This window comes from Prevotella sp. DNF00663 (assembly GCF_001553265.1).
Classification (GTDB): Bacteria; Bacteroidota; Bacteroidia; order Bacteroidales; family Bacteroidaceae; genus Prevotella.
In genome coordinates this window covers 53396-74861 of the sequence record NZ_KQ960653.1, presented here as the reverse complement: position 1 = coordinate 74861, position 21466 = coordinate 53396, and the positions used below count along the sequence as shown (strand labels likewise).

Sequence of the window (21466 nt, the reverse complement as noted above, 5' to 3'; positions counted from 1 at the left end):
CAAGATGTGTAGATGAATCATTTTAAGTAGTGGAATACGGATAGAGAGGATGTATAAAAACAAAAGTGTACCTATCTCCACGGTGCGGATGATGGGTACACTCCTATAATGTTACTTCACTGTGATGAGGAAGTAGTTCTTTTTACCTTTTTGTACGAGCAAGTATTTGCCGTCGATAAGGTCGTCGGTGCTGACAACTTGGTCGAAAGCTGTGAGCTTTTCTTTGTTCAGCGATACACCGCCACCTTTAACGAGCTTGCGCATCTCGCCCTTGCTGGGGAAGATATTCATACCTTCTTGGCAGAAGATTTCGATAGCCGGCTGTCCCAGTACGCTGCTGTCGATGGTATAGGTGGGCACACCACTGAACACATCGAGGAACGTTGCTTCGTCGAGCTTCACCAAACTGTCTTTCGTTGCCTTGCCAAAGAGGATGTTACTTGCCTCGATAGCCATTTCCAAATCTTCGCGAGAGTGAACCATGGTGGTTACTTCTTCGGCCAAACGACGCTGCAATATGCGACGACCGGGGTCTTGCTTGTGCTCTTCTACGAGCGCGTCGATGGTCTCTTTATCAAGACTTGTGAAGATTTTGATGTACTTTTCAGCATCGTCATCGCTCACGTTGAGCCAGAATTGATAGAATGCGTAAGGTGTCGTACGGTTGCGATCGAGCCAAATATTACCGCTCTCGGTCTTACCAAACTTCTTTCCGTCGGCTTTGGTGATGAGCGGACAGGTGAGGCAGAAAGCTTCTGCTTCGTTGCCAAGGGTACGGCGAATAAGCTCGGTACCCGTAGTCATGTTGCCCCATTGGTCGTTTCCACCGAGCTGAAGTTTCACTCCATGCTTCTCATAGAGGTGCAGGAAGTCGTAACCTTGCAGCAATTGGTAAGTAAACTCGGTGAAAGAAAGACCGTCGTTAGCTTCTCCGCTGAGGCGTTTCTTCACACTATCCTTGGCCATCATGTAGTTGACAGTGATGTGTTTGCCCACTTCGCGAGCGAAATCAAGGAAAGTGAAGTCTTTCATCCAGTCGTAGTTGTTCACCATTTCGGCACGATTCTCATCGGCAGAATCGAAGTCAAGGAATTTAGCTACCTGTGCTTTAATAGCCTCTTGGTTGTGATAGAGGGTTTTGGCATCAAGCAAATTGCGCTCCTGACTTTTGCCTGAAGGGTCTCCAATCATACCCGTGGCGCCACCGACGAGGATATATGGCTTGTGGCCGCAGCGTTGCAAGTGGCGCAACATCATGATACCACAGAGGTGGCCGATGTGTAATGAGTCGGCAGTGGGGTCGGTTCCCAAATATGCCGAAACTGTTCCTTTCATCAAAAACTCCTCGGTACCCGGCATCATCTGTGCCAACATACCGCGCCATTTCAGTTCTTCTACGAAGTTCTTTGTCATAGTTGATAGTTGATAATTGACAATTGGTAAGAATGATAACCTTTTGTCTCTTATTGATTGTAAACGTTAATATTTTGTTTGAATGTTATTTCTTCCAGTCTTACGAGTCGTTTTCAGATTGTCAATTTATAATTTTAAATTATCCATTGTCAATTCTTCATTTAGTATTTCAGGGTACCGGGTCGTATCCACTGCCTCCCCATGGGGTGCAACGCAGAATACGCCAAATGGCCAAGGCGACTCCTTTGAAAGGACCATGCTTCAAGATGGCTTGCCGGGCATACTCGGAACAGGTAGGCGTGAAGCGACATGAGGGTGGTGTGTAGGGGCTGATAGCCGCTTGATAGAAACGGATGGGTAGTATCAGAAGCCAACCCAAAACGTGCAACAGTGTGTGAAAGATGTCTTTGATGGTACTCATAACTTCTCTGCCACACGCGTCAATAGGTTGCATACACGCAGTTCTACCAACTTACTTTCGGCTAATGTGTCGCTTAACCAAATGAAAGCCAGACTCACACGACGATTGGGCTGCCCGGCTAAACGGTCTATAACAGTGTATTTATTGCGCCTGTATACTTCGCGAACTTGTCTTTTGACGCGGTTGCGTTTGACTGCTCGCTTAAAGCAACGCTTTGGTACGCTTACCAAAATGGCTACTTGTGCGTCCTCAACAGGTTCTTCCAGTTCCTCAACCATATAGACTACCCGTAGTGGGTAGGCCGACATAGAGCGGCTCTGCCCACCCAAAAAGAGCTTGTCTATCTGTTTTTTACTGGATAGTCGCTCTGCCTTCGTCAACGTCTGAGGACGGCATTCGGCCATAAGGGTAGGAATTTAATCCGGTTTATTTATTCTTTTTCAGGAAAGCCTGAAGTGCACTAGTCATGGAAGGATACTCTTTTGACGGAGCCATGAAGTCAAGATTGTAGCCCTCTTCCTTCACTGCTGCAGCGGTAGCAGGACCGAACGCACCTACATGGATACCACGATTTTTGAAGTCGGGCATGCTAGTAGCGAGTGATTTCACGCCGGTAGGACTCACAAAGATGACCATACTGTAGTCGAAGTTCTTTACTTCTTCTTCGGTCAAGTCGTCGCTTACGGTGCGATACATTACACATTCAGTATGCTTGAGATTCTTTGCATCGAGCAATTTCTGTATCGTGTCGGTGTGTACATCGCTCATCGGAACGAGGTATTTCTCGTTTTTATGCTTCACCATCGTAGGGATGAGGTCGTCAATTTTGCCCGTAGAGCCGAAGAATATCTTGCGTTTGCGATACTGGGTGTACTTCTGTATGTAGAGTGCAATGGTCTCTGTGACGCAGAAATACTTCATTTCTTCGGGGATGGTAACACGGAGTTCTTTGGCCAATTGGAAATAATTGTCTATGGCATGACGTGATGTGAACACCACAGCAGTATAATCTAAGATGCTAATCTTTTGTTGACGGAACTCACGGCTGGATATTCCCTCGACCCTGACAAATGGACGGAACACGAGTTCTACGCCATATTCTTTCGCAATATCATAATAAGGAGACTTCTCGCTGGAAGGCTTGGGCTGAGAGATTAATATCTTCTTCATCGTTCTGTGTCCTAAAAATTAATTTTCAAATATCCATTCATTGTCACCAATGCTCCCCAGATGGCAAGCAGTGGTAGGATTTCAAGGGCACAAAAGTACAAAAAAAATTGCACAAAAACGGCTCTTTTTCTAAAAAAGATAATGTAGGACTTATAGAATAGTAACAATTTCAATAAAGCCAACACGACTATTACATAAATTGAAATTGTAGATACCGACAAGTTGAAGAATGCCAAGAGCATGATGGCAGGGAATAATAAGACTCCTTCCATGGCTCCGATGAAGAGGCAGGAATGTATCCATTGTATGTTTCGTCGGCGGTCGAAGAACACCCAATTGATAAATGAATAGAGGATGATTTTGAGCAGAAAGTATCCCGCTATAGAACCTGTGTAAATGCCTATGACTTGGTATTGCTCAATGACGAACGTGTCGTTGAGTTGCGCTTTGGAATAGAAGAAGTAGAGTAAGGATATGAGCAAGCAGGTCTGGAGGATGAGAAAGATTTGGAATCGCATCTCTCCACCGGTCTCGGTGAGAGCTGTCGGCCGGTCGCTATGCTGCACATAGAAGAAATTTCTGGTTTGTCTGAAGATGAAACGGCGCGATTGTGAGAACGCTAACATCGTCAAGATAAAACATCCAAGAAGGATGCTGGTAATGAGATTGTCGCCGGCTATGGTGTAAGGAACGGGGTCGCCAGCTACTCCGGGACGCCCTCCTTGCAGTTCGGGATGGAACAATGAGTCTTTTGAAAAGAACGACTCCTTGTAATATTTTGGCAGACTTACATCGCGAAAACTTCGTCCAACAGGATGCCCCGGTAGATGTAAGGTGTCGGGTTCATTGCTCCAATGAATCTCAGAGGGTTTGATATGGGCTTGAATGGCAGAGTCTTGCTGTTCGGGTGTGGCGTTTTTTGGCAACCAACTCAACACCTGAGCCGGTGTGAGTTGTTTGTGCTGTCGCGCAGTGGTGGGTACCGACTGCGCTTCTTGTTCCACTAATGCGGTAGAATCTGCCTGTTGCCACATGACGAGATAGACTTAGAGATTGAACACGCGTTTGATGTCGGCCACGCGGTCGAGTTTCTCCCATGTGAAAAGTTCCACGTCGATGGTGCGTGTTTCGTGATAACGACTGCTGAAAGTCTTCTTTACCATCTCGTTCTTGCGACCCATGTGGCCGTAAGCAGCGGTCTCCAAATACATGGGTTGGCGCAGTTTGAGATTGCGTTCAATGGCTTTCGGACGCAGGTCGAACAATTCCTCTATTTTCTTGGCAATCTCTCCGTCGCTCATGTTTACATGACTGCGACCGTAGGTGTTGACGTAGATGTTCACCGGCTTAGCCACACCGATGGCGTAACTTACCTGTACCAACATCTCATCGGCAACGCCTGCTGCCACCATGTTCTTCGCGATGTGGCGTACGGCATAGGCTGCCGAGCGGTCCACCTTGCTGGAATCCTTGCCAGAGAAAGCTCCACCGCCGTGTGCACCCTTGCCTCCGTAAGTGTCAACGATAATCTTTCGGCCGGTCAAGCCGGTGTCTCCGTGGGGACCACCGATAACGAATTTACCCGTAGGATTGACGAAATACTTGATGTTGTCATTGAATAATGCCAGTACTTTCTCGCCACAACGAGCCTTTACACGGGGTATAAGGATGTTCTTTACATCCTCTCGTATCTTGGCCAACATGGCTTCATCGTCGTCTGTTCCGTCGGCTTTCTTGATAAAATCGTCGTGTTGTGTGCTCACCACAATCGTGTCTATGCGCTGTGGGATGTTGTCGTCGCTGTACTCGATGGTCACTTGGCTCTTTGAGTCGGGGCGCAGATAGGTCATCAGCTTGCCTTCCTTGCGAATCTCGGCAAGCTCAATCATCAGCAAGTGAGCCAAGTCGAGCGATACAGGCATGTAGTTTTCGGTCTCGTTGACAGCATATCCGAACATCATACCTTGGTCGCCGGCACCCTGTTCTTCCTCGTTTTGGCGGTCGACACCACGGTTGATGTCGTCGCTCTGTTCGTGGATGGCCGAGAGAATACCGCAAGAATTGTAGTCGAACTGGTATTCGGCTTTGCTATAACCAATCTTCTCGATGGTTCGGCGTGTGATGGTTGGCAGATCGACATAAGCCTCTGAACGTACCTCGCCCATGATAACTACCTGACCAGTGGTGCAGAACGACTCGATGGCACAGCGTGCTTGAGGGTCGTAAGCCAAGAATTGGTCGAGCAGAGCATCGGATATTTGGTCGGACACCTTGTCAGGATGTCCCTCTGAAACTGATTCTGAAGAGAATAAATAAGACATGTTATAACTTCCTTTCTAAATATGCATACACCTGAAGTATGCGTTACATAACTTTGAATGTGCAAAGTTACGACAATTCGTTGACACGGACAAAGAATTTAAAAGAATCGTTGATGGGGAGGGAGGTCTCTTGTTGTTAATTCATAGCAAGTTTTATCGCTCTATAATTGTTAAATCTGTCAAAAAGAGACAGAATCGTATATATATGCATCGAAAAGTTTAAAATATCTTGTAAATGCTAGGAATAATGTTTATTTTTGCAAAATTGAATAAAGTAATCAAGGAGCCATCAGTGATTGATGACATGGTGTTTATCTATCACTCCGTGGACATATTTCTAAGATTGTATATATAATATGGTAAAAAGGAGACTTTTATTTAGTATGTTACTCATGTGCTTGATGTTGATTCAGGTGCATGCGGCCGACGTATTCGTCATTAAAGGTACGGTAGTTGATACAAGCAACGAGCCGTTACCGGGCGTTACGGTGAGTGTAGTGAATGGAACCAAGAAGGCATTGACCAATGTCGATGGTGAATTCTCGCTGCAAGTAAGTAAGAAACCTACCCAACTTCGCTTCACATATGTAGGTATGGAAGATTTGATAACGAAGTGGAGTGGGGAGAAGAATTTCAAGGTGACATTGAAGGAATCAGCATATTCTTTGGAGAATGTGGTGGTAACCGGTTATCAACAGATAGACAAGCGCAAGTTGTCGAGTGCCATCACCAGCATGAATATGAAAGAATTGGCAACTCCATCGACCAACTCTATCGACCAAATGTTGCAAGGACGCGTGGCCGGAGTATCGGTTATGAACAGTTCGGCAACCGTAGGTGTAGCACCTAAGATTCGTATTCGTGGTTCATCGTCTATTACCGGTAACCGTGAACCGGTATGGGTGGTTGACGGTATCGTGCTTGATGAGCCTGTCAACGTGACGACCGAAGAGTTGAACAATATTGATAATGTAAACTTCATCGGTAATGCTATTTCGGGATTGAACCCTGATGACATTGAGCGTATTGACATTTTGAAAGACGTAAGTGCTACGGCTATCTATGGTGTGAAAGCTGCTAATGGTGTCATCGTGGTGACTACGAAGCGCGGTAGAGGCGAACGTCCTACCATATCATATAAGACCAACTTCGGACTGACGCTGGCTCCGAGCTACAGTATCCTCAATCTGATGAATTCGAAAGAGCGCGTGGAGATGTCGGAAGAAATGGTGGCACGTGGCTTGGAGTTCTCTACTTTCCGTCCAACCAACATTGGTTACGAAGGCGAATTGCAGAAGCTTTGGAACAAGGAAATTGACTATGATACCTTCCGTAACAATGTGAAGGCGCTGAAAGAGTTGAATACCGATTGGATGGACATGCTTTTCCGCAACGCATTTTCGCAGCAGCACTCTGTTTCTGTGTCGGGTTCGGGTAAGAAGATGGACTACTATGTGTCGTTGAGTTATCTGAATCAGCAAGGTACGAATAGTTATGAAAAGATGAATCGTCTCACAGGATTGGCCAAGTTCAACATCCAGTTGACTCATAACTTGGATGCTACGGTGAATTTCAATGCAAGTTCCAGCAATTCAGACTATCCACATAACAGTGTCTCACTGCTCGACTACGCCTACCGTACATCAAGAGCCATACCGGCATACGATGCCAATGGCGATTATCTGTACTATAACCAAGAGAAGACAAACTATGCCTCATTGCCCTTTAATATCTTCAATGAGTTGGAGACTACGGGACAGAACATCAAGAAGCATACCACCTCGCTGACTGCACAATTGGTATATCGTCCTTGGGAATGGTTGAAGTTGAGTTCTTTGGCAGGTATTAGTCACAACTCAAGCGACCAAGAGAATTGGGCTGACGAACATAGCTTCTATATCTCAAGATTCCGTTTAGTGCCATTTGGAACTATCATTAGGGGCAATGAAACCTATTATGATGATGCGATTATCCCATTAGGAGGAGAGTTGAAGTATACCAATACATCCTCTACTCGCTACACATTCCGTAACGAAGCCGCTTTTAATAAGACTTTTAATAAAGTTCATCAACTCTATGCTTTGGTTGGTAACGAAATCATTTCGGTGAAAAATAATAGTCATTCTGGACGTTATTTGGGTTACATGCCATTCCGTGGAAAGACTTTTGCTGATATAGATGTAACTACATATAAAGGATATGCTAAGGCTTTGCAAAACAATCCGATGACTATTATTGACAACACGAATAATGTGGTGTCTATGTATGGTGTGGCTACTTATACCTACGACAATCGTTATATCGCCAATTTCAATATACGTGCCGATGGCTCCAATCGTTTCGGACAGGACAAGAGCGTACGCTTCTTGCCAGTGTGGTCGGCTTCGGCTCGTTGGAATATGCACAACGAAAAGTTCTTAAAGAATCAGAATTTGTTAAATGAATTTGCCGTACGTGCTTCGTATGGTGTTCAAGGAAACGTGCATCCGAGTCAGACTCCCTACTTGATTGTAAGACAAGAAAACTACAATGGTACCCTCGGTGAATATGTGTCTACACTGAAACAGTTGCCTAACGACCATCTACATTGGGAGAAGACGGTTTCTTATAACCTTGGTCTCGATTTCTCATTCTTCGACTATCGCGTATCTGGTACGTTGGATATATACCGCAAGAAAGGTTACGACCAAATTGTGTTGCGCAATATTGCTCCCTCTAATGGAGCCAGTGCTGTGGCTATGAACGAGGGCGATATAGAGAACAAAGGATGGGAATTAGCTTTGAATGTGATTCCTGTTCGCACCAAAAATGTCACATGGAGTTTGTCGTTCAATACGGGTAAGAACTATAATAAGATTACGAATGAGGGCGACGTAGAACCAACTTGGCAAGATTATATCAATGGAACGTTGGTTAAGAATGGCTATGCCGTAAACAGTTTGTTCTCATATCGCTTCAAAGGATTGGATCCAAAAACAGGCTTACCCACTTTCTATGGTGAGTCGGAAGTTGATACAGATGGTAAACGAACCATCAATAGTCTACAGGAAGCATACGATGCTGCTTTCGTATATTCGGGTAAACGTGAGGCCGACTTGACCGGTGGATTCTCTTCTTCCATCCGTTATAAGAGCTTTACACTGAATGCTTTGTTCTCATTTGGATTCGGTAATAAGATTCGTCTCAACGATTTGTATGCTTCTAATGGTCAGGGTTTACCCTTCCCGCAGCAGAATATGTCGAAAGAATTCGTAGATCGCTGGCAGCAGGCGGGTGATGAAGCCAAGACGAATATACCTGTTTTGTCTGATAATCCAATGCGTTTTGCTCCTTACGAGCGTAAGTATTCTATAGCGGATAACCGTTGGGATATGTACAACAAGAGCGACATTCGTGTGGCTTCGGGTAGTTTCTTGCGCTGTCGTTCTATTAGCTTACGCTATGAGATTCCTACTAATATCCTCTCGCGCATCCATGTGAGGAGTGGAAACATTACATTCGAGACCAGCAACCTGTTCGTTATCAAGGATAGCAAGTTGAAAGGTCGTGACCCCGAACAGTTATCATTGACTTCAGGAACCATCCCTCCACGTACGGGATATTCTTGCCAGTTGAGTCTTACATTCTAATAAAAAGTACATACAATGAATATCAAACATATCATATATAGCACGGCTCTCCTCGTTTATGGAGCACTGATGTTGACCTCTTGTGATAAGTTGCTCGATGAAAAATCACAAGATTTATATATCCCTAAGACTGTTGGTGACTACCGTGAGTTTATTGCCGGTGAGGCATTGAACCAAGGTAAGAGCAATGGCGTGATGCTTGGGGAGTATTTGGATATGATGACCGACGACATAGGTGAGAAAGTTAATGTACGTCGCAAGGACACACAGGATACGCGTGAGCAGACTTGGGGCTACTATACATGGCAAGAAGATCCTGAGATAGACTTCAATAATACAATCAGAGATGATAATATGTGGAGTGTATGTTACCATCGTATCTTGATTACGAATATCGTGTTGGATCGCTTGAATGAGATGTCAGGCACGCAAAACGAAAAAGATGATTTGGAAGCTGAGGCTCGTTTTATCCGTGCGTGGTCGTATTATATGTTAGCAAACACCTATGCTAAGCCGTATGAAAGTGCTGAACAAGCAAGTAAGACTGCTGGTGTGCCAATCAATACTGCTATCAGTGTAGAGAATAAGAAACTGCAACGTGCCACTCTACAGGAGGTTTATGTCCTCATGAAAAGTGACTTGACTGAAGCCGTCAAGCTATTTAAGTCGTCGGGTATGTCTAAAACAATCTTCCGCCCCAACCTTAGTGCTGTCCAATTGCTGCTCTCTCGTGTATTATTATATGGTAAAGAATTTCAAGAAGTGGTTAATGTGACAAGTGACTTGATAGGAAAGAATGGGATAGAATTGCACGACTTAAGTACACTTACGGACAGGACTAAACGATTCTACGATGGTTCTAATAAAGAGATTTTCTTTTCATACGGTTCTCAGGCAGCTTATAAATTAGCCAATTATATTTCTGCCACTAATGGTACTCGTGGGACCTTCAAGGTTAACATGGAACTTCTTAACATGTATGATAAGAAGGATAAGCGTCGTATGAGTTTCTTTAGTAGCCCTACATCCAAAGATGTAAAGCCGTTCAAATACTATAATCTTGGTTCAAAGAATATTAATCCGGGCAACTTCCATCTCTCTGAAGTTTACTTGAATCGTGCTGAAGCTTATGCCGAATTGGGACAAGGAGCCAAAGCTATGGATGATGTGAATGCCGTACGAGCTAAGCGTATTGAAGGATATACGGCCGAAACCATAACCGAAAAAGACAAGGTAGTAGAGGCAGTTCGTACTGAACGTCGGAAAGAATTGTGCTTCGAGGGCTTGCGTTGGTTCGACCTTCGCCGTTGGGGGTGCCCTGAATTGAAACATACATACTCTTCTAGCACCGTCTCAGGACAAAAAACAGAGTACGTATTAAAGCAAGGTGACGCACGCTACACATTGCCTGTACCACGTGCCGAACGCGAACTCAATAACATCTAAAACAATAGTAACGTATGAATACAAAATATATCTTATCGGCTCTTTGCGTCGCTTTGACTCTGGGAACGGTCTCTTGTTCTAACGACGACAATGTGACGGCCGAAATAGAAGAGCCTATCTACAATGTAGAAGATAACACTTCTGATCCTATTCAACACCGTAAGTTCGAGATGTATCGCGATTATAAGACGTATCTGATTACCAATCCTATTACTCGCGACTACAAATATAACTTCCAAAAGAAGAATAATCTGCTCATCACGGCTCCTGAACAAAGCCCCGAACTCATCAAGAAGGGTATCAAGATGCTTGATGATATGTTCTTGAATCACTATTCCGAGGAATTCAAGAAGAAGTATATGCCATTCTCGATCTTGCTGGCCGACAGCATATTCTTCCTTGGTCAAGAGACCGGCAGACCTTATTATCACTCCTATGTTGCCAATCGTTTCCTCGCATTAGGAGGTGTTCGCAAAGAAATGGGCAGCTATACAGAGGCTCAAAAGCGCGACTTCGAGGGTGATATTAACTCTCGCTATTGGATGGATTACTTGTGGGAAGTGAAATCTGCATTCTCTATTCCGGAGGCATTCTCGGATGTAAACCGAGAATATTTTAAGAAAGAAGCAGGTGAATCAAAAGCCTTTGGTAAGGTTACAGAAGAGACACAGCCCGATGACTTGGACTATCATACATTGGGATTTATCAGCTATAACCATCGTACAACATTCTATGATAAAGAGTGGTCGTCGTGGTGGATAGAGCTTCCTGATGAAGATACCGATCGCAGACAGTGGGTAGCATTCATCTTCAGTACGCCCAAGGCAGAGCGAGATGCACTCATTGCCAAGTATTCCAAGATGAAAGAGAAGTATGACATCTTGAAAGAGGCATTCTTGAAATGCGATGGTTACGACATTGAAAAATTACCCTAAATAGAATAAAATGAATATTTTATGGAGAGGAGCAGGCATAGCATTGTGTGCAATGTTATGCGTGGCTCCTGCAAACAGTAAGAAGAAAACTAATAAGAAAGACGCTTCCGAGAAGCAAGAGATGACTTCTGTCAGCGGTTATAGCAAGGCTGTAGCCGGCTATAAAGCGCATCCCGGACTCATTACCGCCTATGAGAAAGAGGGTGAATATCTATTTGCCATTCCCAAATCGTTGTTGGGGAAAGACTTGTTGCTCACTTCGCGTGTATCGACGACAAGCAATAACTCTAGCACGGTGGCCGGAGAGATGCCTCATTCGCCTGTCCTCATTACGCTTTCTACCCAAGGCAAAAGACTCTATATCCATAAGAAGTCGTCTAAAAACATCTGCGATCCCAACTCATCTTTGCAAGCTTCGTTTGATAGGAACTTCATTGCGCCCATCTGGAAGTCGTATAAAATCAAGGAAACCAATGATTCTACTCTTCTAGTAGATATGGAATCGCTCTTTACTTCAAGCATAGAAGAACTCAATCCTTTTAAGACCGGAGTTCCTCAAGCCACACAGATGGGCAGTCCGATTAGCGACCTTTGCGTGATTATTGGGGCTAAATCGTTCCCCAAGAATTTGCAGGTGAAGTCGCAAATGGGCTACACTTCGCGCAACGAACCGTTCACTGTGACCATGACGCGCAACATTATTCTCTTACCAGAGAAGCCTATGCGCCCACGTTTGGCAGACCCTCGAATCGGTTATTTCGATGAGAAAAAGGAGTATTTCAGCGACCGTAACGATGGTGTTGTGCCTGTTTCGTATATCAAACGTTGGAACTTGGAACCTGTAGATAGTGCTGCTTTTGCTCAAGGAAAGCTCACCGAAGTCAAGAACCCCATCGTGTTTTACATCGATACAGCCATCCCTCGCAAGTGGGCACCCTATATTAAAGAAGGTGTATTGGAATGGAATAAGGCTTTCGAAAAGATTGGATACAAGAACGTGATGCAAGTACGTGACTATCCAAAAGACGATCCTAACTTCGATCCCGATGATATTCGATACAATTGTTATCGTATGATTACGACCAATGTTGAGAACTCTGTGGGGCCATGCGCATCCGATCCACGTTCCGGAGAGATTATTCAAGGAGACGTACTCTTTTACTTCAATAGTGTAAAACTGCTGCATAACTGGCGCTTTGTACAAACTGCTGCGGTCGATCCTAAGGTGAGAAAGCGTGTTCTCGACGACGAGTTGACAGGTAGTTCTCTACGGTATGTGGCTACTCATGAAGTGGGTCACACCCTTGGACTCTTGCACAATTTCCGAGCTTCTGCCACCATTCCGGTCGACTCTTTGCGCTCTGCTACATTCACACAGAAGTATGGTACCACCCCGTCTATCATGGATTATGCCCGCTATAATTATGTGGCGCAGCCCGGAGATAAGGGAGTCAACCTGCTGCCTCCGCCATTAGGAGTATACGATTCATATGCCATTGCATGGGGATATAAGCCTATTCCCGGTGCAGTGACGCCTGAAGACGAATTGCCAACACTTAATAAATGGATTAGAGAGAAGGAAAACAATCCGATGTATCTCTATGGTCAACAGTATTTCTTCAACTCTGTAGACCCCAGTTGTCAGTCAGAAGACTTGGGCGATGACGCTGTCAAGGCTGGTGAATATGGCATTAAGAATCTCAAGTATATCGTGAAACATCTTGCAGAATGGTGTGTAGAGGATGGCAAAGATTACAAGCGTTTGCAGGAAGCACACAACGAAGTGGCCGAACAACTACAACGCGAGATCTATCATGCAGTGATGTATGTGGGCAGTATCTATATGGATGAGCCTGTCGCAGGAGATGGTAAGCCCAACTTCCGTTTTACCGATCGCAACACACAGAAGCGTGCATTGCAATTTGTTTTGCGCAACATAGCCGACCTACCTAACTGGTATAACGACAAGAGTATTGTTGAAAAGACCGGTCGCATACAGTCGGTCAGCAACATGCAAGCCCGTTTCTTGAAGAGTTTGTTTGCCGGTCCGGTGGCCACAGCGCTCTCGCTGTTTGAGCAGATGGAGCCAACCAAGGCCTATACCTATCAAGAAATGATGGACGAAGTGTATCGTTTCGTGTGGGCTAAGAGCTTACGCAATGCTGTACCTAATCTCTACGAGCGTCAGTTGCAAATCGTTTATGTCAATAGTTTGCTGCGTGCACTCTCTGCCAAGCAAGAAAAGAAGTCGCTATCAGGTTCTGCTTTCTTTGCTTCTCAGCCCCATGTATGCGGTATACACGACAATCTCGACCGCGGTTCTAAGTCATTCTTCGAGTTCGACCCATTGGAAGACTTCCGCATGATTCGCACTCCGGTAACCCAAGGGCTTGCGCTCGACCTCAAGAAACTGCTGGGGCGTTTGCGTGTTTCAGCCTCTAGCAAGATGCTTCGTGCCCATTACGACGCCCTTTATAGCGATGTCAATGCAGCATTAAAATAAGATTTTATGAATGTAAAAAGCCCGACTCTTCATGGAGCCGGGCTTTTTTTATATTCTGATTGAATCTCATCCCCATTCGGAGGGATACATTCTTCTTACAACTTCCAAGTCACTCCGTCCTTGGTATCTTTTATTTCAAAGCCGGCAGCAGCAAGTGCATCGCGTATTTGGTCGCTTGTTGACCAGTCTTTATTGTCCTTAGCTTTCTTGCGAAGTTCCAATACCATGTCTACCACCTTGCCGAAAGCAGCCTCTCGTACATCGTTGTTAGAAGCGTGCTCATTCTTCAATCCTAGCAGTTCAAAGGCAAAGAGATTCATCGTGTCGGCCAATTCCGTAAGGTCTTCACCGCTGATTTGCGCTTTATGGTCGAGCAGAATGTTAATCAAATGACATGCTTCGAACAGATGACTGATAACCACTGGTGTCTGTAAATCGTCGTTCATGGCATCGTAGCACTGTTGGCGAAATCCTGCAACAAAGGCTTTTGTTGATGCATCACTCTCGTTTCCGGCCTGTACACGACTCAAATCTGCGATACCATTCATCAACTTATTGAGTCCTTTCTCACTGGCAATGAGCGCTTCGTTAGAGAAGTCTACCGTGCCACGATAGTGGGCTGAGAGGATGAAGAAGCGTATAGTCATGGGCGAGAAAGCCTTCTCCAGACTCTCATGATTGCCCGTGAAGAACTGTTCGAGCGTAATGAAGTTACCTAGACTCTTACCCATCTTCTGTCCATTGATGGTTATCATGTTGTTGTGCATCCAGTAATGTACCATTTGGTCGCCCTGACTAGCCACCGCTTGAGCAATCTCGCACTCGTGATGTGGGAATACCAAGTCCATTCCACCACCGTGAATATCGAAGTGTTCGCCTAGATATTTACGTCCCATAGCCGTACATTCGCAGTGCCAACCGGGGAAACCGTCGCCCCACGGACTCGGCCAACGCATGATATGTTCGGGTTGTGCTTTCTTCCACAAAGCAAAGTCCACCTGATTACGCTTCTCTCCCACGCCGTCAAGTTCGCGACTGTTGTTGATGACATCATCGAGGTTGCGCCCTGAAAGAATACCGTATTTATGGTCTTTGTTGTATTTCTCTATATCGAAATAGATAGAACCATTGCTTTCATAAGCATATCCATTGTTCAAAATCTCTTTTACCAGTTCTTCCTGTTCGATGATATGCCCAGTGGCATGCGGCTCGATACTGGGCGGAAGCACGTTGAGTGCATCCATCGCTTGGTGATAACGATTGGTATAATGCTGCGCTATCTCCATTGGTTCGAGCTGTTCCAGACGTGCTTTCTTCTCAATCTTGTCATCGCCTTCGTCGGCATCGTGTTCCAAGTGTCCCACATCGGTGATGTTACGCACGTAGCGTACCTTATAGCCGAGGTGCTTCAGATAGCGGAAAAGCAGGTCGAACGTGATGGCAGGACGGGCATGTCCCAAATGTGGGTCGCCATAAACGGTCGGTCCACACACATACATTCCCACGTTAGGAGCATGCAATGGCTTGAAAATCTCTTTCCTCCGAGAAAGAGTATTATAGATAAAAAACTTCTGTTCCATATTGTAATATTTAGCTTTTACAAAGGTAATGCAAATGAGCGCAATGAAAGTTCACTTTTAAATTGCCGAGTGTCGCTTAGCTTCTACAAAGGTAATGCAAACGCTAGAAATAGGAAAATAAAACACAAACGTTTTTCACAATTGTCCCGCCTCAACCTGTCTGACGATTCGTTCGGTCACTCTGTCCACGCCATCGCCATCGTATTGCTTCATCAGACTAGCACCGAAAGCCCACGCAAAAGCTTGCCAAAAGCCGGCACGAATAGGACCGAGAAAGGCTTGGATAAGGTTGTACGACGAGCTGTTGCATTCGCGATAGACTAGTTTTATCAAGAGTTTACCCTGTGTATACGAGAGTTTCTTCATGCGTGGCCCGTACTCTTCCTTCAAACTTTTCTCTACTATCTTCATGTGCGCGTCGCGGGCACGCTTGTTAGGGAGTGTTTCCAGATAGTCGCCTGTTTCGATAATGATACGGTTCACTTCCTTGGCTATGGGCAAAACCTTTTTCACATTGGCCACCAAGCGGTTGTAAGCTACGCGTTGACGTGCATTTGTAAACACCGGCACAGGGTACACATAGATATTGTTCAACTCTACATACTGGATGGAATCACCATCTTTCATCACCTTACCCACTTTCACCATCGGCACGAAAGTGGGATTGTCCATATCCACCACTCGATCTTCGGGATTGACACGAACTGCTCCATCGTTCTGTGCCAACGCCGAAATGTGGCACAAACAGATGAATATGCACAGTATGTTGATACGTAGTTTCATCGCAAAGCAAAAGTAGTTATATTTTCGGAATCGGTGAAATTTAGCAGGCTAAATTTCCTTTTACGCGCCATACAGCCCGGTTCTACAGTTGCATTTTAGGGAAAATCCTCTGCCAAATAGGCTTTTCTCCCTGTTCACTTTGCCCATGATTACGTACATTTGCCTTAGAAACCAATCAATTAGAGACTTATGAAACATTACATTCTTTTATCATTATCGGCCCTCTTGTTATTGTGCACCATGCCGGTCAAGGCACAGTATTACCCTGACGGACGCCCCATTCCGCCACGTAAGCGTGCTGCTTATCCTAGCTTCAGTGAGGATTACAACGACAACTTCAATCGTTTCGATGGTGGTATCAAGGTAGGATGCGGACTTGGATTCCAAATGCTTTATTTAGAAGCGAGCTACGATGTCGGGTTAGCTAACGTCGGTAAAGACGACTTCGAAGATACGCATACCGGTACATTCAATCTTACCTTCGGTGTCAACTTCTAACGGTAAGCTTTTATTCTTACCTATTTCTTGTTTCCAGAAAGGAAGGGTGACTACACTAATTCATCACCTTTCCTTTCCATATACTCCTTCCTCTCCTTGGGAGAGGGGTGGGGTGAGGTTGCTGCAAGCTATTGGCAGCATTGCTGTCTGGGCTCAGCAATTTTGTTGCCACGTTGATGCAGCGATGCTGAAAAGACCTTGCAGTCGGTTAATAGACTGATAGATGGGTAAACAAGTAGACTTATTAGGAGTGAAGAATAGTGAGTTTTCAAGATTGATAGGAGCTTTTTGGGATTCTGACAGTCGTTTTTTCGTTGATAATGTGTACCTTCGTAGATTGTAAGTCGGTAAGACTTGTCAATCAAAAGAATCTATCATGTTCAGTAAAAATCGACAAACTAGTATTTCGCTCTTATATCTTGTTACGATACATGTGTTGGGATTGCTGTGTCTAAGTGCTTTCAGACTCATCGAGTTTTTGTTCTTACGCCATCTCTGTATGGGCGAAGCCAACCCGATGATAGCCTTTGTTCGCGGCCTATGGTTCGACAATGTCATCCTTTGTTATATCTCTTTGTTGCCTATTGTCTTCTTGTTGGGCAGTGCCATTGTGGGTTTTCGTCGTCGATGGACGTATCGGTCGGTCACCATTTGGTACGGTGTGTTGATGACATTGGCATTGGCTGTGTCAGCTGCCAATACTCCTTATTTCCAGTATTTCTCTAAGAATATCAACTCGTCTATTTTTGAATGGTTCTCTTATACGGGCACTACGGCCGGTATGTTGGTCGAAGAGAAGAGTTATCTCGTCCATATTGCGTTATTCTTTGTCGTTGCTGGTCTGTTTTGGTGGGCAGGGTTGAAGCTGGAGAAGTATTGGTATCAACGGTTACAAACGCTTCCTGTTTCGCGTATAGGCATCGTCTCATGCAGTTTACGTACCGTTGTGCTGCTGTTGGTCGGTGGACTTTGTGTTTTTGGCATACGTGGCCGGATAGGGTATAACCCTATTAAAATCAGTCAGGCTTATTACTGTAACGATGCTTTCCTCAATCAGTTGGGCATCAATCCGGCGTTTAATTTGCTTACAAGTGCACTGGACGACATGAGAAGTGAGAACCGAGAGTTGCATTTGATGCCTTATAATAAGGCCATTACGATAGCTCGTAACAGTTTGGGAATCGAAGGTAAGGTGGATAGTACGCACGTTTTGCGTCGGTATGTCAAGGCTGATGGTGTTGTCAAGAAATACAATGTGGTTATTATTCTGATGGAGTCGATGTCGGCACCACTACTTGAATCGTTCGGTAACGGCCAACATCTCACACCCACGCTAGACTCGCTCTATCATCATTCGTTGACATTCAACCGCTTCTATAGTGCCGGAATCCACACGAACCACGGTATGACGGCAACGCTATATTCCTTTCCTGCGCTGATGTTTAGGAACCTGATGAAGGGTACGGTGACTCCCCGGCGCGACGGAATTCCCACGGTACTGAAGCGAGAGGGTTACCATAATATGTTTTTTATGACTCATGAGGCGCAGTACGACAACATGAAAGCCTTCTTCTCTACCAACGGATATGATGAAATTTATTCGCAAGAGAACTATCCGAAGAGCGAGGTGGTGAACAGTTTCGGCGTGTCCGACCACTATTTGTTCCAGTATGCGCTGCCCGTTATCAACCGTCAGGCGGCTACAGGCAAACCCTTTATGGCGACGCTTCTCACTATTAGCAACCATCCACCTTATATTATTCCACCGTTCTTCAAGCCGCATACCAGCGAACCGGAGTCGCAAATAGTGGAGTATGCCGACTGGGCTGTTGGCGATTTCTTGCGTAAAGCGAGCCGGGAGGCATGGTATAAGAACACAATATTCGTCGTTTTGGCCGATCACGGTAAGATGGTTGGCATGGATAATAGTGAATTGCCAGAAAGCTACAATCATATTCCACTGATGATTTTCGGTGCGGACGTAAAGCCGCAAGTATATGATGGGCTAGGTATGCAAGTTGATGTAATGCCGACTTTGCTTGGTATGCTGAACATGAGTTATGCTTATGATGGCTTTGGTGTCAATCTTTTAAAGACGAAAAGAGACCATGTGTTCTATTCTGCCGATAACCAAATCGTGGGGAGAGATGCTTCGCGACGTTATGTCTATGCCCCGAAGATTCAGAAAAGTTTTTGTTATGACAGTCAGCAAAAGGCTGTGGCAAAGACCAAAGCCTATGAATCGCTCGAAGAATATGCCAAGGCTATGATTCAAACGGCGGAATATATCTACCGCCGAGGTGATGGTCGAAGATAACAAAAATCCCCCAATGCAGTGGGCAAAGGGGGATATGGGTGGAGCTTGATAGGCTTTCTTGTAAGTTGATGTCTATTTATAGGAATCCAAGATGAGGTGGCGGGCAAACTCCCAAACGACGATACCGGTAGTCACACTCACGTTGAGCGAATGCTTGGTACCAAACTGTGGAATCTCCAGACAGCTGTCGCAACGGTCGATAACAGCCTGAGCGACGCCCTTAACCTCGTTTCCGAAGACTACGGCATATTTGCCTTGACGGTCTAACGATAGGTCTTGTAATTTTACAGAACCCTCAACTTGCTCGATACCATATATATAATAGCCATCGCAGTGGAGGGCTTCGACGGCCTCAATCGCGCTAGGGAAGTATTTCCAATCCACACTGTCTTCACCGCCAAGAGCCGTTTTGTGAATCTCGGCATTGGGAGGTGTGGCCGTGATACCGCACAGATAGACTGCCTCTACACGGAAAGCGTCGCATGAACGAAACACACTTCCTACATTATACAGCGATCGTACGTCATCGAGAACCACTATCAGAGGCAGCTTTTCGGCCTCTTTGAACTCGTCGACCGTGAGTCGTTGCATCTCTATCGTCTTGAGCTTGCGCATTTTACTGCTGTTCCTCCTTAGTTTTATAAGCCAATGCGTACATGCGAATCTGCTTAATCATTGAGAGCAAACCATTGCTACGGGTGGGCGAGAGATGCTCACGCAGCCCGATACGGTCGATGAAATACAGGTCGGCATCGAGTATCTCGGTTGGTGTATGACTGCTTAATACGCGAATCAACAGGGCTATGATGCCTTTGACGATGAGCGCATCGCTGTCTGCTGTGAGCTTGATGAGCCCGTCTGTATAGTCGCATTGCACCCACACACGGCTTTGACAACCATTGATAAGGTTGCTTTCTGTTTTATATTGATTGTCTAATACTTCCAAATCATTGCCTAGGTCGATGAGCATTTGGTATCGATCCATCCAGTCGGTGAAGTCTTCAAACTCCGCAATGACTTCGTCTTGCAATTCGTTGATAGTCATATTTGTTTGCTAATATCCTTATTCTGTATATTTTATATGGCTCTTTTATGATGTTTTAGAGCATATAGAGTCACCCTTCTACCAGCTTAAACAGCTTGTCATTGGGGCGCACTTTGTCGGGTACGGGGATGGAAATACGCCATCCCTGTTCTGCTTTCTCTACGGGTTTCAGGTCATAACGTATCTCTGTAGCATCAAGATACATGGCTCCGGTAGTCGGTCCGGTGATGAGTAACTTGTCTCCTACGTTGAATGTAGTGGCTTCCACGGCAATCTCGGCTACCCCTATCTTTGCGAAGTGCTTGGTTACTTTGCCTACAAGTATTTTCTTCTGTGTGGCCTTGTTACCGTAATTCTTGGTCCATTCACCCATTGTCTGGCCTTGATAATAGCCATCCCAGAAGCCGCGGTTGAACACGGTTGCGAGTCGTTTGTCCCATTCGTCCTTCTTCTCTTCGGTGAAAGTGCCATCAAGAACGCTCTGTATGGCCTCTTTATAGCATTTTACTACGGTGTACACATATTCGGGGCCACGCGCACGTCCTTCGATTTTGAACACCCGAACACCCGCATCCATCATCTTATCTACGAAGCGTACGGTTTTCAAGTCCTTTGGACTCATGATGTATTTATTGTCTATCTCCAGCTGTTTTCCCGTTTCGTTGTCGGTTACAGTATACGAACGGCGGCATATTTGTACGCATTGGCCGCGGTTGGCTGAGCGATTTGCATCGTGAAGACTCATGTAACATTTGCCCGAAACAGCCATACATAGTGCACCATGACAGAACATTTCGATACGAACGGGCTTGCCTAGCGGACCGCAAATATTCTGTTCGACTATTTGTTCGTGGATGTATTTCACCTGTTCCATTTTCAGTTCGCGAGCCAATACCGATACGTCTGCAAACCGAGCATAGAACTTTAAAGCCTCCGTATTCGATATATTGAGTTGCGTAGACAGGTGAACTTCCTCGCCAATTTCATTACAATAGGCCATTACTGCTACGTCTGAAGCGATAACAGCCGATATTCCGGCCTCCTTGGCAGCGTCTATTATCTCGTGCATTGTGGCTATATCCTCGTCGTAGATGACTGTGTTTACCGTGAGATAGGTTTTGATACCGTGCTCATTACACGTTGCTGCAATCTCTCGTAAGTCGTCTATGGTGAAGTGATTGGCCGAATGTGAGCGCATGTTCAGCTGTCCGATGCCGAAGTAAACGGAGTCTGTACCGGCCTGAATAGCTGCTGCGAGCGATTCTCGCGAGCCCACCGGAGCCATTATTTCATAATCTGATATATTCTTATCCATGCTGCAAAGGTACTGTAAATCAATGATAAATGAGCATTAATTTGCAGATAGTTGACTGTAAGAGGGGCTTGTAAAATCACATATAGAGAT

17 protein-coding genes are annotated in these 21466 nt (G+C 45.3%); 6 read left to right on the top strand and 11 right to left on the bottom strand.

Features of this window, described 5'->3' with window-relative positions; genetic code table 11:
- Window positions 1-111 precede the first annotated feature (111 nt).
- The 6 genes from tyrS to metK all read right to left on the bottom strand — a co-directional run bounded on the left by tyrS (window position 112) and on the right by metK (window position 5325).
- Window positions 112-1413, bottom strand: coding sequence for a tyrosine--tRNA ligase (gene tyrS, locus HMPREF3034_RS10040; protein WP_036897694.1), 1302 nt, complete (start codon window positions 1411-1413; stop codon window positions 112-114).
- Window positions 1414-1582: 169 nt separating this feature from the next.
- Window positions 1583-1834 (bottom strand): membrane protein insertion efficiency factor YidD, encoded by a 252-nt coding sequence (yidD, locus tag HMPREF3034_RS10035; RefSeq protein ID WP_036897697.1) that lies wholly within the window; start codon window positions 1832-1834, stop codon window positions 1583-1585.
- On the bottom strand, window positions 1831-2238 hold the full coding sequence (rnpA, locus tag HMPREF3034_RS10030) for a ribonuclease P protein component (RefSeq protein ID WP_062435260.1): 408 nt from the start codon (window positions 2236-2238) through the stop codon (window positions 1831-1833). The genes yidD and rnpA overlap by 4 nt, the downstream gene beginning before the upstream one ends.
- Window positions 2239-2260: 22 nt before the next feature.
- A complete protein-coding gene (locus tag HMPREF3034_RS10025) occupies window positions 2261-3004 on the bottom strand; it encodes a uroporphyrinogen-III synthase (protein WP_036897702.1) in 744 nt (247 codons plus the stop codon).
- Between the two features lie 11 nt (window positions 3005-3015).
- Complete coding sequence (locus HMPREF3034_RS10020; protein WP_062435257.1) at window positions 3016-4038, bottom strand: DUF4271 domain-containing protein; 1023 nt, start codon at window positions 4036-4038, stop codon at window positions 3016-3018.
- A gap of 12 nt (window positions 4039-4050) precedes the next feature.
- The gene (gene metK / locus HMPREF3034_RS10015) at window positions 4051-5325 is read right to left on the bottom strand and encodes a methionine adenosyltransferase (RefSeq protein WP_062435255.1); all 1275 of its coding nucleotides are present in this window, start codon (window positions 5323-5325) and stop codon (window positions 4051-4053) included.
- Window positions 5326-5708: 383 nt separating this feature from the next.
- On the opposite strand from metK, the gene HMPREF3034_RS10010 reads away from it, so the two are divergent.
- Genes HMPREF3034_RS10010 through HMPREF3034_RS09995 form a run of 4 tightly spaced genes read left to right on the top strand, consistent with a single transcriptional unit; the run spans window position 5709 to window position 13838 of the window.
- The gene (locus tag HMPREF3034_RS10010; RefSeq protein WP_231725664.1) at window positions 5709-8954 is read left to right on the top strand and encodes a SusC/RagA family TonB-linked outer membrane protein; all 3246 of its coding nucleotides are present in this window, start codon (window positions 5709-5711) and stop codon (window positions 8952-8954) included.
- A gap of 15 nt (window positions 8955-8969) precedes the next feature.
- On the top strand, window positions 8970-10400 hold the full coding sequence (locus HMPREF3034_RS10005; protein WP_052052859.1) for a RagB/SusD family nutrient uptake outer membrane protein: 1431 nt from the start codon (window positions 8970-8972) through the stop codon (window positions 10398-10400).
- A gap of 14 nt (window positions 10401-10414) precedes the next feature.
- Complete coding sequence (locus HMPREF3034_RS10000; RefSeq protein WP_062435251.1) at window positions 10415-11335, top strand: hypothetical protein; 921 nt, start codon at window positions 10415-10417, stop codon at window positions 11333-11335.
- 10 nt (window positions 11336-11345) lie between these two features.
- Window positions 11346-13838: a zinc-dependent metalloprotease gene (locus HMPREF3034_RS09995; protein ID WP_036897718.1), complete on the top strand. Its 2493-nt coding sequence runs from the start codon at window positions 11346-11348 to the stop codon at window positions 13836-13838.
- Window positions 13839-13933: 95 nt separating this feature from the next.
- On the opposite strand, the gene cysS is transcribed toward HMPREF3034_RS09995, so the two are convergent.
- Together cysS and HMPREF3034_RS09985 are read right to left on the bottom strand one after the other, a co-directional pair.
- Window positions 13934-15418, bottom strand: a complete 1485-nt coding sequence (gene cysS, locus HMPREF3034_RS09990) for a cysteine--tRNA ligase (RefSeq protein WP_062435249.1) — start codon at window positions 15416-15418, stop codon at window positions 13934-13936.
- Window positions 15419-15553: 135 nt separating this feature from the next.
- Complete coding sequence (locus tag HMPREF3034_RS09985) at window positions 15554-16201, bottom strand: DUF4294 domain-containing protein (RefSeq protein WP_036897723.1); 648 nt, start codon at window positions 16199-16201, stop codon at window positions 15554-15556.
- Between the two features lie 189 nt (window positions 16202-16390).
- On the opposite strand from HMPREF3034_RS09985, the gene HMPREF3034_RS09980 reads away from it, so the two are divergent.
- Both HMPREF3034_RS09980 and HMPREF3034_RS09975 read left to right on the top strand, forming a co-directional pair.
- Window positions 16391-16699 carry a hypothetical protein gene (locus HMPREF3034_RS09980; protein ID WP_062435247.1) on the top strand — a complete coding sequence of 103 codons (309 nt, stop codon included), beginning with the start codon at window positions 16391-16393 and terminating at the stop codon, window positions 16697-16699.
- A gap of 376 nt (window positions 16700-17075) precedes the next feature.
- Window positions 17076-19016 carry an LTA synthase family protein gene (locus HMPREF3034_RS09975; protein WP_062435245.1) on the top strand — a complete coding sequence of 647 codons (1941 nt, stop codon included), beginning with the start codon at window positions 17076-17078 and terminating at the stop codon, window positions 19014-19016.
- A gap of 72 nt (window positions 19017-19088) precedes the next feature.
- On the opposite strand, the gene HMPREF3034_RS09970 is transcribed toward HMPREF3034_RS09975, so the two are convergent.
- The 3 genes from HMPREF3034_RS09970 to HMPREF3034_RS09960 all read right to left on the bottom strand — a co-directional run bounded on the left by HMPREF3034_RS09970 (window position 19089) and on the right by HMPREF3034_RS09960 (window position 21376).
- Window positions 19089-19631, bottom strand: coding sequence for an RNA methyltransferase (locus HMPREF3034_RS09970; protein WP_062435235.1), 543 nt, complete (start codon window positions 19629-19631; stop codon window positions 19089-19091).
- A gap of 1 nt (window position 19632) precedes the next feature.
- A complete protein-coding gene (locus tag HMPREF3034_RS09965) occupies window positions 19633-20061 on the bottom strand; it encodes a SufE family protein (RefSeq protein ID WP_062435230.1) in 429 nt (142 codons plus the stop codon).
- 70 nt (window positions 20062-20131) lie between these two features.
- Entirely contained in the window at window positions 20132-21376 is a 1245-nt protein-coding gene (locus HMPREF3034_RS09960; protein ID WP_062435225.1) for a peptidase U32 family protein, read from the bottom strand.
- Window positions 21377-21466 lie beyond the last annotated feature (90 nt).

Coding starts and splice junctions, on each gene's coding strand:
- HMPREF3034_RS10000 (WP_062435251.1), top strand. CDS start 10,415: ATGAATACAAAATATATCTTATCGGCTCTTTGCGTCGCTTTGACTCTG.
- HMPREF3034_RS09960 (WP_062435225.1), bottom strand. CDS start 21,376: ATGGATAAGAATATATCAGATTATGAAATAATGGCTCCGGTGGGCTCG.
- rnpA (WP_062435260.1), bottom strand. CDS start 2,238: ATGGCCGAATGCCGTCCTCAGACGTTGACGAAGGCAGAGCGACTATCC.
- HMPREF3034_RS09965 (WP_062435230.1), bottom strand. CDS start 20,061: ATGACTATCAACGAATTGCAAGACGAAGTCATTGCGGAGTTTGAAGAC.
- HMPREF3034_RS09980 (WP_062435247.1), top strand. CDS start 16,391: ATGAAACATTACATTCTTTTATCATTATCGGCCCTCTTGTTATTGTGC.
- tyrS (WP_036897694.1), bottom strand. CDS start 1,413: ATGACAAAGAACTTCGTAGAAGAACTGAAATGGCGCGGTATGTTGGCA.
- HMPREF3034_RS09985 (WP_036897723.1), bottom strand. CDS start 16,201: ATGAAACTACGTATCAACATACTGTGCATATTCATCTGTTTGTGCCAC.
- HMPREF3034_RS09995 (WP_036897718.1), top strand. CDS start 11,346: ATGAATATTTTATGGAGAGGAGCAGGCATAGCATTGTGTGCAATGTTA.
- HMPREF3034_RS10025 (WP_036897702.1), bottom strand. CDS start 3,004: ATGAAGAAGATATTAATCTCTCAGCCCAAGCCTTCCAGCGAGAAGTCT.
- HMPREF3034_RS09970 (WP_062435235.1), bottom strand. CDS start 19,631: ATGCGCAAGCTCAAGACGATAGAGATGCAACGACTCACGGTCGACGAG.
- HMPREF3034_RS09975 (WP_062435245.1), top strand. CDS start 17,076: ATGTTCAGTAAAAATCGACAAACTAGTATTTCGCTCTTATATCTTGTT.
- HMPREF3034_RS10010 (WP_231725664.1), top strand. CDS start 5,709: ATGTTACTCATGTGCTTGATGTTGATTCAGGTGCATGCGGCCGACGTA.
- HMPREF3034_RS10005 (WP_052052859.1), top strand. CDS start 8,970: ATGAATATCAAACATATCATATATAGCACGGCTCTCCTCGTTTATGGA.
- yidD (WP_036897697.1), bottom strand. CDS start 1,834: ATGAGTACCATCAAAGACATCTTTCACACACTGTTGCACGTTTTGGGT.
- HMPREF3034_RS10020 (WP_062435257.1), bottom strand. CDS start 4,038: ATGTGGCAACAGGCAGATTCTACCGCATTAGTGGAACAAGAAGCGCAG.
- metK (WP_062435255.1), bottom strand. CDS start 5,325: ATGTCTTATTTATTCTCTTCAGAATCAGTTTCAGAGGGACATCCTGAC.
- cysS (WP_062435249.1), bottom strand. CDS start 15,418: ATGGAACAGAAGTTTTTTATCTATAATACTCTTTCTCGGAGGAAAGAG.